Origin of the sequence: Micromonospora sp. NPDC005171, from assembly GCF_040608575.1 — a bacterium.
Classification (GTDB): domain Bacteria; phylum Actinomycetota; class Actinomycetes; order Mycobacteriales; family Micromonosporaceae; genus Micromonospora.
The window spans coordinates 1-14471 of the sequence record NZ_JBEXIM010000051.1 but is presented as its reverse complement, the minus strand read 5'-3'; the positions used below and the strand labels follow the sequence as shown (position 1 = coordinate 14471).

Annotated in this window: 15 protein-coding genes; 7 read left to right on the top strand and 8 right to left on the bottom strand. The window is 71.5% G+C overall.

Features of this window, described 5'->3' with window-relative positions:
• Positions 1-89 precede the first annotated feature (89 nt).
• Genes tsaB through ABZU74_RS31290 form a run of 4 tightly spaced genes read left to right on the top strand, consistent with a single transcriptional unit; the run spans position 90 to position 2554 of the window.
• Positions 90-767, top strand: a complete 678-nt coding sequence (tsaB, locus tag ABZU74_RS31305) for a tRNA (adenosine(37)-N6)-threonylcarbamoyltransferase complex dimerization subunit type 1 TsaB (RefSeq protein WP_355431500.1) — start codon at positions 90-92, stop codon at positions 765-767.
• Positions 764-1246, top strand: coding sequence for a ribosomal protein S18-alanine N-acetyltransferase (rimI, locus tag ABZU74_RS31300; protein WP_355431497.1), 483 nt, complete (start codon positions 764-766; stop codon positions 1244-1246). The genes tsaB and rimI overlap by 4 nt, the downstream gene beginning before the upstream one ends.
• Positions 1239-2285, top strand: coding sequence for a tRNA (adenosine(37)-N6)-threonylcarbamoyltransferase complex transferase subunit TsaD (tsaD, locus tag ABZU74_RS31295; protein ID WP_203151478.1), 1047 nt, complete (start codon positions 1239-1241; stop codon positions 2283-2285). Before rimI ends, tsaD begins: the two co-directional genes overlap by 8 nt.
• Positions 2286-2299: 14 nt before the next feature.
• Positions 2300-2554: a hypothetical protein gene (locus ABZU74_RS31290; protein WP_039906914.1), complete on the top strand. Its 255-nt coding sequence runs from the start codon at positions 2300-2302 to the stop codon at positions 2552-2554.
• A gap of 21 nt (positions 2555-2575) precedes the next feature.
• Here the strand turns inward: ABZU74_RS31290 and ABZU74_RS31285 are convergent, their stop codons facing one another.
• The 8 genes from ABZU74_RS31285 to ABZU74_RS31250 all read right to left on the bottom strand — a co-directional run bounded on the left by ABZU74_RS31285 (position 2576) and on the right by ABZU74_RS31250 (position 10191).
• Entirely contained in the window at positions 2576-3322 is a 747-nt protein-coding gene (locus ABZU74_RS31285) for a DUF4142 domain-containing protein (protein WP_355431493.1), read from the bottom strand.
• A 124-nt stretch (positions 3323-3446) separates the two neighbouring features.
• Positions 3447-3743, bottom strand: coding sequence for a DUF1707 domain-containing protein (locus tag ABZU74_RS31280; RefSeq protein WP_355431491.1), 297 nt, complete (start codon positions 3741-3743; stop codon positions 3447-3449).
• 19 nt (positions 3744-3762) lie between these two features.
• Positions 3763-4944, bottom strand: a complete 1182-nt coding sequence (locus ABZU74_RS31275; protein ID WP_355431488.1) for an ROK family protein — start codon at positions 4942-4944, stop codon at positions 3763-3765.
• Between the two features lie 20 nt (positions 4945-4964).
• The gene (locus ABZU74_RS31270; RefSeq protein ID WP_355431485.1) at positions 4965-6227 is read right to left on the bottom strand and encodes an ABC transporter permease; all 1263 of its coding nucleotides are present in this window, start codon (positions 6225-6227) and stop codon (positions 4965-4967) included.
• Positions 6224-7042: an ATP-binding cassette domain-containing protein gene (locus ABZU74_RS31265; RefSeq protein ID WP_196919761.1), complete on the bottom strand. Its 819-nt coding sequence runs from the start codon at positions 7040-7042 to the stop codon at positions 6224-6226. Before ABZU74_RS31265 ends, ABZU74_RS31270 begins: the two co-directional genes overlap by 4 nt.
• Positions 7043-7156: 114 nt before the next feature.
• On the bottom strand, positions 7157-8245 hold the full coding sequence (locus ABZU74_RS31260) for a substrate-binding domain-containing protein (RefSeq protein WP_355431482.1): 1089 nt from the start codon (positions 8243-8245) through the stop codon (positions 7157-7159).
• Between the two features lie 178 nt (positions 8246-8423).
• On the bottom strand, positions 8424-8903 hold the full coding sequence (gene ybaK / locus ABZU74_RS31255) for a Cys-tRNA(Pro) deacylase (RefSeq protein ID WP_355431480.1): 480 nt from the start codon (positions 8901-8903) through the stop codon (positions 8424-8426).
• 91 nt (positions 8904-8994) lie between these two features.
• A complete protein-coding gene (locus tag ABZU74_RS31250; RefSeq protein WP_355431477.1) occupies positions 8995-10191 on the bottom strand; it encodes a methyltransferase domain-containing protein in 1197 nt (398 codons plus the stop codon).
• Between the two features lie 259 nt (positions 10192-10450).
• On the opposite strand from ABZU74_RS31250, the gene groES reads away from it, so the two are divergent.
• From groES to ABZU74_RS31235, 3 genes are all read left to right on the top strand, one after another.
• Positions 10451-10765, top strand: a complete 315-nt coding sequence (gene groES, locus ABZU74_RS31245) for a co-chaperone GroES (protein WP_030330046.1) — start codon at positions 10451-10453, stop codon at positions 10763-10765.
• Between the two features lie 70 nt (positions 10766-10835).
• Positions 10836-12470, top strand: coding sequence for a chaperonin GroEL (gene groL / locus ABZU74_RS31240; protein WP_355431474.1), 1635 nt, complete (start codon positions 10836-10838; stop codon positions 12468-12470).
• A 133-nt stretch (positions 12471-12603) separates the two neighbouring features.
• Positions 12604-14232, top strand: coding sequence for a molybdopterin-dependent oxidoreductase (locus ABZU74_RS31235; RefSeq protein ID WP_355431471.1), 1629 nt, complete (start codon positions 12604-12606; stop codon positions 14230-14232).
• Positions 14233-14471: the final 239 nt, after the last annotated feature.

Below are 14471 nucleotides of genomic sequence, written 5' to 3'. Positions count from 1 at the left end.
GGTGGGGCGAGGTCGGGACGAGGCGGCGCGAGGCGGGGCAGGGCGGGGCGTGACGGGGGCGCGGGGCGGGGCGGCTAGGCTGGCTTACCGTGCTCGTACTCGTGGTGGACAGCTCGACCCCCGCGGTCACCGCGGCTCTGGTGGAGGTCTCGGCAGACGGCGTGGCGTCGCGGGCGCACCGGTGCACGGTCGACGCCCGCGCGCACGGTGAGCTGCTCGCGCCCCAGGTGGATGCGGCCCTCGCCGACGCCGACGCGCGCCCACGTGACCTGACCGCCATCGTCGCCGGGCTCGGCCCGGGGCCGTTCACCGGGCTGCGGGTCGGCCTGGTCACCGCCGCGACAATGGGTCAGGTGCTCGGCATCCCCACGTACGGCGTCTGTTCGCTGGACGCCATCGGCTACCCGGCGGCGTCCGGCGCGCCGGTCCTGGCCGCAAGCGATGCCCGGCGTAAGGAGCTCTACTGGGCCGTCTACGACGGCGCCGGCCAGCGGATCGTCGGGCCTGAGGTGTCCGCACCGGCGGTCGCCGCCGCGCGCGCCCGCGAACTGGGCGCGACGATCGCGGTCGGTGACGGGGCGCACCGGTACGCCGAGGTCCTTGACCTGCCCGTTCGGGTCGAGCCGCGCTATCCGGACGCGACAGTGCTGGCGCTGCTCGCCGCCGAGCGGATCCGGGCGGGCGAGCCCAGTGAGCGGCTCACCCCGCTCTACCTGCGCCGCCCCGACGCGGTGGCGGCGACCGGCCGCAAACCGGTCCTGCCATGACGGCGGTACGGCTCGAACCGTTCCGTTGGTGGCACATCGACGACGTGCTGCCGATCGAGGCGGACCTCTTCGGCGCTGAGAAGTGGTCGCCGGCCATGTTCTGGAGCGAGCTCGCCAACGGGCACCACTACCGGATCGCCGTCGACGCGGACGGTGCGGTGCTCGGCTACGCCGGACTCGCGGGCGTTCCGCCGGACGAGGTGTGGGTGCAGAACATCGCCGTCCGCCGGGACGCCCAGCGGCGCGGCGTAGGCCGCGCACTGCTGGAGGAACTGCTCGCCGAGGCGGTCCGGCGCGACGCCCGCAGCACCCTGCTGGAGGTCGCCGTGGACAACGCCGCAGCCCAGCGGCTCTACGCGACGTACGGGTTCGAGCCGATCGGGGTGCGGCGCGGCTACTACCAACCGAGCAACACCGACGCGCTGGTCATGCGGCGCGACGCCGAGCCGACCGGGGACGGACCACACGACCATGGCTGACGAACCACTGATCCTGGGGATCGAGACCTCCTGCGACGAGACCGGTGTCGGCATCGTGCGGGGGCACACGCTGCTGGCCGACGCGCTCGCCTCCAGCGTCGAGGAACACGCCCGGTTCGGGGGTGTGGTGCCGGAGGTGGCCAGCCGGGCACACCTGGAGGCCATCGTGCCGACCATGGACCGGGCACTCACCGAGGCCGGCGTCACGCTTGCCGACATCGACGCGATCGCTGTCACCTCCGGGCCGGGGCTGGCCGGCGCGTTGCTGGTCGGCGTCGCTGCCGCCAAGGGGTACGCGCTCGCCGCCGAGAAACCTGTCTACGGCGTCAACCACCTCGCCGCCCACGTCGCGGTGGACACCCTTGAGCACGGCCCGCTGCCCGAACCCGCCATCGCGCTCCTGGTGTCCGGCGGCCACTCGTCCCTCCTGCTCGTCGACGACCTGGCCCGGGGTGTCACCCCGCTGGGCGCCACCATCGACGACGCGGCCGGGGAGGCGTTCGACAAGGTCGCCCGGCTGCTCGGGTTGCCGTTCCCGGGCGGTCCGCCCATCGACCGGGAGGCCCGGGCCGGCGATGCCGCCTCGATCGCGTTCCCCCGCGGTCTGACCGCCGCGAAGGATCTCGCCGCCCACCGGTACGACTTTTCGTTCTCCGGCCTGAAGACGGCGGTGGCCCGGTGGGTCGAGGCCCGTCAGCGTGCCGGTGAGCCGGTGCCGGTGGCCGATGTGGCCGCGTCCTTCCAGGAGGCGGTCTGTGACGTGCTGACCAGCAAGGCGCTCGCCGCCTGCCGCGCGCAGGGCATCGAGACCCTGGTCATCGGCGGGGGAGTGGCGGCGAACTCGCGGTTGCGGGCGCTGGCCGAGCAGCGGGCCGAGAAGTACGGCATCCGGGTCCGGGTGCCCCGACCGAAGCTGTGCACCGACAACGGTGCGATGGTGGCCGCGCTCGGTTCGCACCTGGTCGCCGCCGGGGTCGCTCCCAGTCGACTGGACCTGCCAGCCGACTCGGCGCTGCCGTTGACCACGGTCAGCGTGTGACGGGAGCGGCGGACATGATCGTGCGGATGTGGGAGGCGCGCGCCGAGGCGTACGGAGTCGCCGACCTGATCACCTGGGTGTGCGACACCGCCCTGCCCGAGTTGGAACACGACCCGCTGCACGTCTCCAGCGAGGTCTTCTCCTCCACCGACCACCGTGTGGTGGTCATCTCCAAGTGGCGCAGCAGCCCGCGCCCACTGCCGGACCCGCCAGCCCTGCTGGTGGCCCGCGCCCCGCACTCCTGGGACTTCACCCAGGTCGACCGCTGACGCGAGCCACCAGTTGACTGGTCAGCTGCGGCGCAACATCCGGTAGGTGGCGATTCCGCCCGTGCCCAGCGCGGCGAGGAAGACCAGCCAGACGACAGTGCTGCTGACGCCGACCTGCGGGCCGGAGTTGGCGGAGGCGGCGGCCAGGAGCCCGTCCTCACCCGGGGCGGGCAGCGCTGCCGGCGGCAGCTCCGGCCAGCGGACCAGGCCGGTGCTCTCCAGCATCTGCATGTGGTGCTGGACGAATCCGTTGGCGTCCTCGCAGAGCTTGCGGACGGTGGCGTCCCGGGTGCTGGCGCGGACCGCGCCGATCACCGGGAAGATCTTGCCGTGGGCGACCCGGAGCCGGGTGACGAAGATCTGGTCGAACCGAGCGCCGGACGCCTTCTGCATCTCGGCCAGCCAGCCCTTCTGCTCGGCGGTCGGCTCGCTGGGAATCGTCGCGCCCAACTTGTTGGCCGCGTCGACCACGAGCTGGTCGAGCCTCTGGTGCTCGCTGGCGATGCCGGCGCCGATCTCCCGGACCTTCGCCGACTGTCCCTTCTCGGCGGCCATCTGGCCGGCTGGCATCTCCCACAGCCCGGCCAGCCGCACCCCGTTGAGCAGCGTCATGTCGGCGGCGTTCAGCTGCTGGCCGCCGCCACCGGCGGGCGCGGCGACGGCCACGCCGGGCAGGACACCGACCCCCGCGATGATCGCGATGAGCAGCATCGCCGCTCGGTGGGTCCGGGTGCCCAGTCGGCGATGGGGGGATCTGAGCGGTGCCATGTCTGTGGTGCCTCCTCGGTCCGGACCGAACGCGTCTGGACCGGGCAGCCGTGTCCTGCCGGTTGCCCGTCCGCCCACTGGTACGGACTGATCGCGCGATCAGTTCATCGCAGGGCGACCCGGATCAGCGGGTGACGGCGAGCAGGCCGCCGAGCAGCAGCAGGGTGAGCGCCGCGGCGGCGAAGACCATCAGCAACTCCTGACGCCCGCGCCCGAGCGGGCCGGCGTCGACGATCGGGTCGGGCAGGGCCGGTAGGTCGCGGGTCAACGCCGCCAGGTCACCGAGGGTGCGTGCCGTCCACACCGCACCGGCCCGATCGGAGAACTCGTCGAGCGTCAGCCGGCCCGCCGCGGTGTGCTGGTGCAGCGCGGCGACCACCCGGTTGCGGTCGTCGTCGGAGGCGCGCAGCTCGACATCCACGCCGGACAGCGTACGCGGATCAACCCACGTCGAGGGGGTCGGCGAGGAGCCGTTCGAAGGCCAGCTCGGCGGCGCCGATCAGGGGCGCGTCCTCGCCCAGTTTCGGTGTGCGCAGCCGGACGTGCTCCAGGCAGGCGCCGAGCGCGTTGGAGTTGAGCCGGCTGCGGATCTGGGCCGCCGCCGCGAGGTACAGGTCGCGCATGGTCCCGCCGAAGATGACCATCTCGGGGTTGAAGACGTTCACCAGGTTGGCCACCCCGAAGCCGAGCCAGTCGCCGGCCTGGCGGACCGCCGTCTGGGCCCGGGCGTCCCCCCGGTCGGCGGCGTCGAAGACCGCCAGCAGCGCGTCGCGGCCCCGGGCGTCGGAGCGTCCGGCCGCGCGCAGCAGGCCGTGCTCGCCGATCTCGGTCTCCCAGCAGCCCCGGGAGCCGCACTCACAGGGTCTGCCGTCGCGGACCACCTTCATGTGGCCCACCTCGCCGCCGTACCCGCCGTGCCCGGTCAGTCGGCGCCCACCGGCGATGATGCCGGCACCCACGCCGACGTCGCCGTACAGGTAGAGGACGTTGTCGCACCCCGCCGCCACACCCCGTGCGTGCTCGGCGAACGCGGCGACGTCTGCCACGTTGCCCACGGTGATCGGCACGTCGATGCCCAACTCGTCGGCGAGGGCCGCGCCGATCGGCTCGTCCACCCAACCGGTGGTGGGGCCGAGTCGGACCAGGCCGTCGTCCCGGCGGACCATGCCGCAGACCGCGACGCCGGCACCGACGCAGATCGCGTCCGCCGGCACCAGCTGCTGCATCTCCTTGACGGCGCCGGCCAGCAGCGGCGCGGCCTCCGCGGCCAGCAGGCCACGCGGCCGGTCCAGGTCCCGGCGGTCCAGGACCGCGCCACCCAGCCCGATCCGGGCCGCGCGCAGCCGGTCCACCTCCACTGAGTACGCGTACGCGTAGACCCGGGTCGACTCGGGCCGGACGACAAGTGACGGTCGTCCGGCCCGGCCGGTCTCCTTCGGTGCTCCCTCGCTGACCAGCCCCACTGCGGACAGGTCGGCGGTGAGCGCGCCGATGGTGCTGCGGTTGAGGCCCAGCGTGGTGGTCAGTTCGGCACGCGTTGTCGCCCCGTGGACGTGCACGTGCCGCAGCAGGGCACCGAGGTTCTGCCGTCGGACGTCATCCTGGCTTGGTCCTGGGCGCATGCTGGTGCTACCTCCCGCGGTCAGCGGGTGCCGGTGGCTGCCGCGCGGCGGCGGGAGAGCGCGTCGACGCTGGCGGCGAGCAGCAGTACGACGCCGGTGACCACGTACTTGACTCCCGCGCTGTACCCCATCAGGCCCATTCCGTTTTCGATGACCGCGACCACCGCGCCGCCGAGTACGGCGTCGAGGACGCGGCCCTTGCCACCGAAGAGGCTGGTGCCGCCGATCACCGCTGCGCCGACCGCGTAGAGCAGTACGTTACTGCCCCCGGTGTTGGGGTCGACCGAGTTGGCCCGGCTGGCCGCCACGATGCCACCGATGGCGGCCATGGACGAGCAGATCACGAAGACGGAGATCCGGATCCGGTCGACTTCGATGCCGGCCCGGCGGGCGGCTTCCCGGTTGCCGCCGACGGCGTAGATGTGCCGGCCGTAGCTGGTGCGTTGCAGCACGAAGGTCCAGATGACGAGCAGCACCGCGATGATCGGCACCACGATCGGCACACCCTTGAGCGAGACGATGAGGACGTTGCGGCTGCGCTCCAGGTTGAGCACGTACACGGCGGTGCCGAGGATGACGGCGAGGCCGGCGATCCGCAGGGCCACCACCGCGATCGGGTCGGTGATCAGACCCCGGGTCACGCGGTTGCGGTGGCGCAGCAGTTGCACCGCCGCGTAGCCGATGACCGCGAGGGCGGTCAGCGCCCAGCCCAGCGTGGGGGCGAGGTTGCGGTTGGCGATGGCGACCAGCACCTCGTCGCGGACGGAGATGTTGGTGCCCTCCTTGACGAGCAGCAACACGACGCCCTGGAAGGCGAGGAAGCCGGCGAGGGTGACCACGAAGGACGGGATGCCGATCTTCGCGACGAGCATGCCGAGCGTGGTGCCGATGACCACACCGGTGGCGACTGCGGCGAGCACGGCGACCCACCACGGGTAGCCGAGCACGGTGACCACATTGGCCAGCACCGCGGCGCAGACGCCGCTGGCGAAGCCTGCGGAGAGGTCGATCTCGCCGAGCAGCAGCACGAAGACCAGGCCCATCGCGATCAGCGTGACCGCCGCGCCCTGGGTGAAGAGGTTGGCGAAGTTGCCGGCCGACAGGAACGACGACGGCCGCATGATCGCGAAGACGGTGCAGAGCACGATCAGCCCGAGCACGGCCGGTAGCGCGCCGACGTCGCCACCGCGTACCCGACTGAAGTAGTTGCGGACGTGGCCTCCGACGGTCGGCGCCGGTGTGACGGCCGCGGGGCCGTCCTTCCGCACGGCGGTGGTGGTCATCGGACGCCTCCTGAGATCGAGTCGGCCGGCTGCGGGCCGTCGCCGTTGCTGCCCGGGTCGGTGGCGAGGCCGAGCCCGCCCGAGCGCCCGGCGGTGATCAGCTCGACCACCTGGGCGTGGGTGATGTCGGTGGTCTTCACCTGGGCGACCATCTGGCCGAGGTACAGCGCGGCGATCCGGTCGGAGACGGCAAAGACGTCGTTCATGTTGTGCGAGATGAGCACCACGGCCAGGCCGTTGTCGGCGAGGCGGCGGACCAGTTCGAGCACCTGGGCGGTCTGTGCCACGCCGAGCGCGGCGGTCGGCTCGTCCAGGATGACGAGCTTGCTGTTCCACAGCACCGCCTTGGCGATGGCCACGGTCTGGCGCTGGCCACCGGAGAGGCTGGAGACGTGCTGGCGCAGTGAGGTGACGGTGCGGATGGAGAGCCCCGCCAGCGTTTCGGCGGCGAGCTGTTCCATGGTCGGCTCGTCCAGGACGATGCCGCTGCGCTTCTCCCGGCCGAGGAACATGTTCTGCACGATGTCCAGGTTGTCGCAGAGCGCGAGGTCCTGGTAGACGACCTCGATGCCGAGCGTGGCGGCGTCGCGGGGGCTGCCGATGTGCACCGGTTCACCGTTGAACAGGAATTCGCCAGCGTCGGTGGGGTGGATGCCGCTGATGCACTTCACCAGGGTCGACTTGCCGGCGCCGTTGTCGCCGACCAGTGCGGTCACTTCGCCCGGGTGGACGGTCAGGGCGACGTCGCGGAGCACCTGGACGGGACCGAAGCTCTTGTCGATCCCGCGGAGTTCCAGCAGGGGGGTCGCGGACACGGGGGTCTCCTTCTTAAGGGAGGGTCGGGGCCCGTCCGGCGGGCGCCGCCCGGCACGGGAGGGTGCTCCCGTGCCGGGCGGCGATGGTCGTTCCGGCGGGTACTGCGGCGTCGGTCAGCTGATGCCGGCTTCGGCGCAGAACTTGGCGTACGCCGCGGTGCAGACCTCTTCCTTGGTCACATAGCCGTCGGCGATGACGTCCTTGACGCTCTCCTTGTAGATGGCCTTTGGCGTGAGCAGCACCGAGGGAACGTCCCGGTCACCGTCCTTGACCGTCTGGCCGGTGTCCTTCTTCTCGCCCTTGGCGAGGGCGATGGCCAGGTCGGAGGCGGCCTTGGCCTCTTCCCGGACCGCCTTGTAGACGGTCATGCACTGGTCGCCGGCGAGGATGTTCTGCAGGCCCTCGGTGCTGGCGTCCTGCCCGGTCACCGGCACCTTGCCGTTGAGCTTGTTCTTCTTCAGGATCGAGATGGCCGCGTTGCCGAGACCGTCGTTGGCGGCCAGCACGCCGTCGATCTTGCCGTTGGCCTTGGTGAGCTGCTGCTCGAAGATCGTCGCGGCCTGCGCGTTGTCCCACGCGGGCACCGCGTCCTCAGGGCCCTTGACGTACTCCTTGGCGTCGAACTTCGGCTTGAGCACCGAGTCGTAGCCGGCCTTGAAGAGGGTGGCGTTGTTGTCGGTGGGGGAGCCGTTCAGGTACGCCACGACGGGGTTCTTGGCGCCCTTCTCGGTCAGGCACTTCGACAGACCCTCGCCCTGGAGCTTGCCGACGGTCTCGTTGTCGAAGCTGACGTAGTACTGGGCCGAGCCGCCGAGGGTGAGCCGGTCGTAGTCGATGGTGGCGACGCCCTGCGACTTGGCCTTGTCGAGTACGGCCTTGCCGGTGCCGGAGTCCAGGTTGACGATCATCAGGGCGGTGACGCCGCCGGTGATCATCTGGTCGGCGATGGTCTGGAAGGCGGTCTTGTCGTTCTGAGCGTTCTGGATGTCGTACTGGACGCCCGCAGTCTTGAACGCCTCCTCCAGGAACCGGCGGTCCGCGGTCTCCCAGCGGGCCGAGGACTTGCTGTCCGGGAGGATCACGCCGATCTTGGGGGTCTTGGCGGAGTCGGCCGAGCCGGAGCCGGAGTCATCGCTGCAGGCGGTCAAGCCGCCGGTCGTGAGCAGGCCCACGGCGGCGATGGTGAGGATCCCCTTACGCATGTGCAGGGTCCTTTCGGAGGTGGGGGAGGTGTTGTTTTGTTGTGTCCGGCAACGTATTTCGCGTCACACCGGATCCACAAGACCGCGCAGGTGCATAGTTTGTTGGTAGCGATAACAATTCAGCAACGCGACTGTTACTCCCCGGGTATCCCACGGGGAGTCGACGTAACGAGGACCGTCAGCGGGTCTGCAACGGCGCGGTGCGGGCGTCGGTCAGCGCCACCAGATCCGCCGCGGCCAGTTCGAGTTGCAGGCCGCGCCGACCAGCCGAGACGAAGATCGTCGGGAGATCCAGCGCGGACTCGTCCAGCACGGTGGGCAACCGTCGACGCTGCCCGAGCGGGCTGATCCCACCGCGTACGTAACCGGTGGCCCGCTCGGCGACCGCCCGATCGGCCAACGCCGCCCGCTTGCCGCCGCCCGCCGCCGCGAGGGCCTTGAGATCCAGCTCGCCGGTGACCGGAACGACCGCCACGGTGAGCGCGCCGTCGACAGCGGTCACCAGCGACTTGAACACGCGCTCCGGTGCCACGCCGAGGGCCACCGCGACCAACGCGCCGTAGTTCGGGGCGTCCGGGGCCACCTGGTAGGGATGGGTGCGATGCGCGATGCCGCGCTTGACCAACAGTGCCGTTGCCGGCGTGCCCTGTCCCGCCACAGCGACGAGGCTAGTCCACCGGCCGGCCGAGGCGACGCTGGTCCACCGGGCGGCGGAGGCGACGCGGGTCCACCGGCCGGCCGCAGCGACGCTAGTCGACCGGCCGACCGATCAGCACCGTCGGTGCGCCGTCGACCCGGGTGAGCACCAGACTCGCCGCCGCGTCCCCGGCCAGCCGCAGGTCCCGCCGGAGCTGCTCCGGGGTGAGTGCCGAACCCCGCTTGAGGATCTCCACGCGGCCCACCCGACGGTCGCGCAGCAGTGCCCGCAGGCGCTTGAGCGAGAACGGCAACACGTCGGTGATCTCCAGACAGCGCGCGAACGGGGTGGGGATCGGCTGGTCGGCGTAGAGGTAGGCGATGCTCGGATCGCCCAGGGTGGCGTCCAGTTCGGTGGCCAGCTCGGCCACGAGGTGCGCGCGGACCACCGCCGGATCCGGGTCGTACAGGTAGCGGCGCGGCACCCCGACCGGCGCCTCGGCGGCACCTGAGCCGGTGAGCTGGTGGCGGTGGGTCTCGGCGCCCCGCTGGCGGTAGAGGGTGGCGCGGCGGGGCACCTCCGCCAGCTCACCGCACCAGAGCGCGGCCTCGACCAGGTCGCCGTCCACACCGACCCACTCGGCCTCCGCGCCGGCCGGAATGAGCGCGTGGTCCAGGCCCGGCGCCACCTTCACCACGGTGCGCGGCACCCGCTCCGCCAGCCCCGTGACGAAGTCCCACGGCGGCGAGTAGGCGCGCGGGTCGAAGATCCGCCGCCCGGTGCCGGTGGCGCGGCGGGCCGGATCGCAGAAGACCCCGTCGACCCCTGACACGTCGAACCCGGTCGCGTCGCCGCACTCGACGGTGAACAGCTCGGCCAGGCCGGCCGCCTCGGCGTTGGCGGCGGCCATGGCCGCGGTCACCGGGTCGGCCTCCACCCCGTACACCCGGATGCCGGCGCGGGCGGCGGCCAGCGCGTCGGCCCCGAGCCCGCACCCGAGATCGGCCAGTGTGCGCACGCCGGCCGCGGACAACCGGGCGGCCCGTCGGTCGGCGACCACCCGGCGGGTGGCCTGCTCCAGGCCGGGGCGGGTGAGGAACATCCCAGCGGCGGCCGAGCCGAACTTGCCGACCGCCCGGTGGCGCAGCTCGGCCTGGGTGAGCGCCGCCGCGGCCAACGTCGGCGGCACCCCGGCCGCGCGCAGCGCCGACGCCGCGACCAGTGGATCACCGCCGGCCAGCCCGGCCGCCGCCGTGAGCGCGGCCGACCCCTCAGGGGTACGCAGCGCCGCGAGCTGATCGAGATCCACCCGGCCATTGTCCCGGCCGACCCGAAAATACTGGCTGGCGGGGCGCGACGCGCTGGCACTCTCCTTGACGGAGTGCTAGCCACGGAATAACCTGCGATTAGCACTCTCACCCTGAGGGTGCCAGCTTCCGGGTCTCGCGACCCGGGTGCGCACGCCAGGCGGACCGGCACCCGCGACGACGGCACCGCCCGGTGGCATGAGGCAGATTGACGCTGGTCAGCCCCGCTGGCCAGCAACGAAACCAGTACCCCAGGAGGGTATGCCCGTGACTACCGCGACCAAGGTTGCGATCAAGCCGCTCGAGGACCGCATCGTGGTCCAGGCGAACGAGGCTGAGACCACCACGGCGTCGGGCATCGTGATCCCCGACACCGCCAAGGAGAAGCCGCAGGAGGGCACCGTCCTCGCTGTGGGCCCGGGGCGCGTCGACGACAACGGCAACCGGGTTCCGGTTGACGTCCAGGTCGGCGACACCGTCCTCTACTCGAAGTACGGCGGCACCGAGGTCAAGTACGCCGGCGAGGAGTACCTGGTGCTCTCCGCCCGCGACGTCCTCGCGGTCATCGAGAAGTAAGCAACCGATCAGTGCCACTGCCCCGGTCCGGCTCGCCGGGCCGGGGCAATGGCGCTTCGAAGGGACATTAATGGCGAAGATCCTGAGCTTCTCGGACGACGCCCGGCACCTGCTGGAGCACGGTGTCAACGCCCTCGCGGACGCGGTCAAGGTCACCCTCGGCCCGCGCGGGCGCAACGTCGTCCTGGACAAGAAATTCGGTGCGCCGACGATCACCAACGATGGTGTGACCATCGCCAAGGAGATCGAGCTCACCAACCCGTACGAGAACCTTGGCGCGCAGCTGGTCAAGGAGGTGGCGACCAAGACCAACGACGTCGCCGGCGACGGGACCACCACCGCGACCGTGCTGGCCCAGGCGATGGTTCGCGAGGGTCTGCGCAACGTGACCGCCGGGACCAACCCGGCCGGGCTCAAGCGGGGCATCGACGCGGCGGCCACCAAGGTCTCCGAGGCGCTGCTCGGCCGTGCCGCCGAGGTCACCAGCAAGGAGTCGATCGCGAACGTGGCGACGATCTCCGCGCAGGACTCCACGATCGGCGACCTGATCGCCGAGGCGATGGAGCGCGTCGGCCGCGACGGTGTCATCACCGTCGAGGAAGGCTCGATGCTCACCACCGAACTGGACGTGACCGAGGGTCTCCAGTTCGACAAGGGCTTCATCTCGCCGAACTTCGTCACCGACCTGGAGAGCCAGGAGTCCGTCCTCGAGGACGCGTACATCCTGGTCACCACCCAGAAGATCTCGGCGATCGAGGAGCTGCTGCCGCTGCTGGAGAAGGTCCTGCAGAACAGCAAGCCCCTCCTGATCATCGCCGAGGACGTGGACGGCCAGGCGCTCTCCACCCTGGTGGTCAACTCGCTGCGCAAGACCCTCAAGGTCTGCGCGGTCAAGGCCCCGGGCTTCGGTGACCGGCGCAAGGCGATGCTCCAGGACATCGCGATCTCCACGGGCGCCGAGCTGGTCGCCCCGGAGCTGGGCTACAAGCTCGACCAGGTCGGCCTGGAGGTGCTTGGCACCGCTCGGCGCGTCGTGGTCGACAAGGAGAACACCACGATCGTCGACGGCGGTGGCCAGAAGGCCGACGTCGCCGACCGGGTGTCCCAGATCCGCAAGGAGATCGAGGCTTCGGACTCCGACTGGGACCGGGAGAAGCTGGCCGAGCGGCTGGCGAAGCTCTCCGGTGGCATCGCCGTCATCAAGGCCGGCGCGGCGACCGAAGTCGAGATGAAGGAGCGCAAGCACCGCATCGAGGACGCCATCGCGGCGACCAAGGCCGCGGTCGAGGAGGGCACTGTGCCCGGCGGCGGCGCCGCCCTGGTGCAGATCCTCTCGGTGCTCGACGACGACCTGGGCTTCACCGGTGACGAGAAGGTCGGCGTCTCGGTCGTACGCAAGGCGCTCGTCGAGCCGCTGCGCTGGATCGCCCAGAACGCCGGTCACGACGGCTACGTCGTGACCCAGAAGGTCGCTGACCTCAAGTGGGGCAACGGCCTCGACGCCGCCAAGGGCGAGTACGTCGACCTGGTCAAGGCCGGCATCATCGACCCGGTGAAGGTGACCCGCAACGCGGTCACCAACGCCGCCTCGATCGCCGGTCTGCTGCTCACCACGGAGAGCCTCGTGGTGGAGAAGCCGGAGCAGGCCGAGCCGGCCGCCGCCGGCGGGCACGGCCACGGCCACCAGCACGGCCCGGGCTTCTGACCCGGTAGCGACACTCGTTCCGGGGCACACCGCCATATGGCGGTGTGCCCCGGTTCGTTCTGTAGGTTGGTAGGTCATTACCGAACGCTGACGTTGTTGGCGACCGGGCGAGATGATCGCGCACACTGGGCCGATGAGCACCACGTCACGGCGATACGCCGCGTTGGCCGGAATCACCGCCGCCGCCGTCGCGATCGGGATCGCCGAACCGGTCGCGGTGTTGACCGGCCCCCGCTCGGCGCCACTGGTCGCGGTCGGCGGGGTCATCGTCGACGCCGTCCCCGAGTCGCTGAAGCAGTTCGCCATCGACCTCTTCGGCACCGCCGACAAGATCGCGCTGCTGGTCGGCACGGCCGTGTTGCTGGGAGGCTTCGCCGCGCTCTTCGGCGTACTGGCGGTCCGCCGGCTGGCACTCGGCCTGGCCGGCATCGCCGCGTTCGGCGCCATCGGCGTGGCCGCCGCGTTGACCCGTTCCGGCGCCGACCTCGCCGACGCGCTGCCGTCCCTGGTCGGCGCCGGTCTCGGTGCCCTGGTGCTCTGGTTGTTCATCGCCGGACCGTTCGAGCTGAACCCCTGGTCCTGGTCGCCACCCACCCCGACCGCTGGCCCGGTGTCGACCAGCGACCCGCTGTCTTCGTCCGGGCCGGTTACTCCCGCCGGGCCGACGGCGGCGGCCGGGCCTGCCGAAGTGGACCCGGACTCGCGGCGGCGCTTCCTCACCGGCAGCGGAATACTGCTCGGCACGGCGGTGGTCGCCGGTCTCGGCGGGCGCTGGCTGGCGGGTCGGCGCGGCGTCTCCGCAGCCCGCGACGCGATCCGCCTGCCCGCCCCGGTCGCCCCCGCACCGGCCGTGCCGGCCGGCGCGGACCTCTCCCTGGCCCAACTCGCGCCGTACGTCACCCCGAACTTCGGGTTCTACCGGATCGACACCGCGCTGGTGGTGCCCCAGGTCGACCCGGACACCTGGCGGCTGCGGATCCACGGGCGGGTCGGCAGGGAACGCACCTACAGCTACGCCGACCTGCTGGCGCGACCGCTGGTCGAGCGGTACGTCACGCTGGCCTGCGTCTCCAACGAGGTGGGTGGGGACCTGATCGGCAACGCCCGCTGGCTCGGCGTACCCCTGCGGGAACTGCTCGACGAGGTCGAGCCGGACGACGACGCCGACCAGGTCGTCGGGCGGTCGGTCGACGGCTGGACCTGCGGCACCCCCACCGCCGCGCTGCGCGACGGACGGGACGCGCTGCTGGCCGTCGGGATGAACGGTGAGCCGCTGCCGGTTGAGCACGGCTTCCCGGTCCGGATGGTGGTGCCGGGCCTCTACGGCTACGTGTCGGCCTGCAAGTGGGTGACCGAACTGGAGTTGACCCGGTTCGCCGACTTCGACGCGTACTGGGTGCCGCGCGGCTGGTCCGCCCAGGGGCCGATCAAGACCCAGTCGCGGATCGACGCGCCCCGGAGGCGCAACCGGCTGACCGCCGGGCCGGTAACCGTCGCCGGGGTGGCCTGGGCACAGCACCGGGGCATCCGCCGAGTCGAGGTACGCGTCGACGACGGCCAGTGGCAGGAAGCCGCGCTGGCCCCGGCCGTCTCGGTGGACACCTGGGTGCAGTGGTCCTGGCGCTGGGACGCCACACCGGGCGAACACCGGCTCCAGGTCCGCGCGACGGACGCGACCGGCGAAACCCAAACTGAGCGTACGCAGGACGTCGTCCCGGACGGCGCCACCGGCTGGCACACGGTCACCGTCACCGTCCGCTGATCCACGACGCGACGTCGCCCGCCCGGGGCTGCGTGGGCGCCTGAATCGGAGGGCTGTTTCCGCTGCCGCCCGCCGGCTCCCAAGACTGTTCGTTGGGGTCGGCCGGGGGCCAACTGGCTGACCGGTGATACCCCGAGTGCATGCAGATCTTGGACAGTTTCCGTTTTCTGGCGGGCTCAACCGGTGGTTGCAACACCGAGGAGCTGGGTCATTTTCTCACCGGGGGTGGCCCAGTTCAG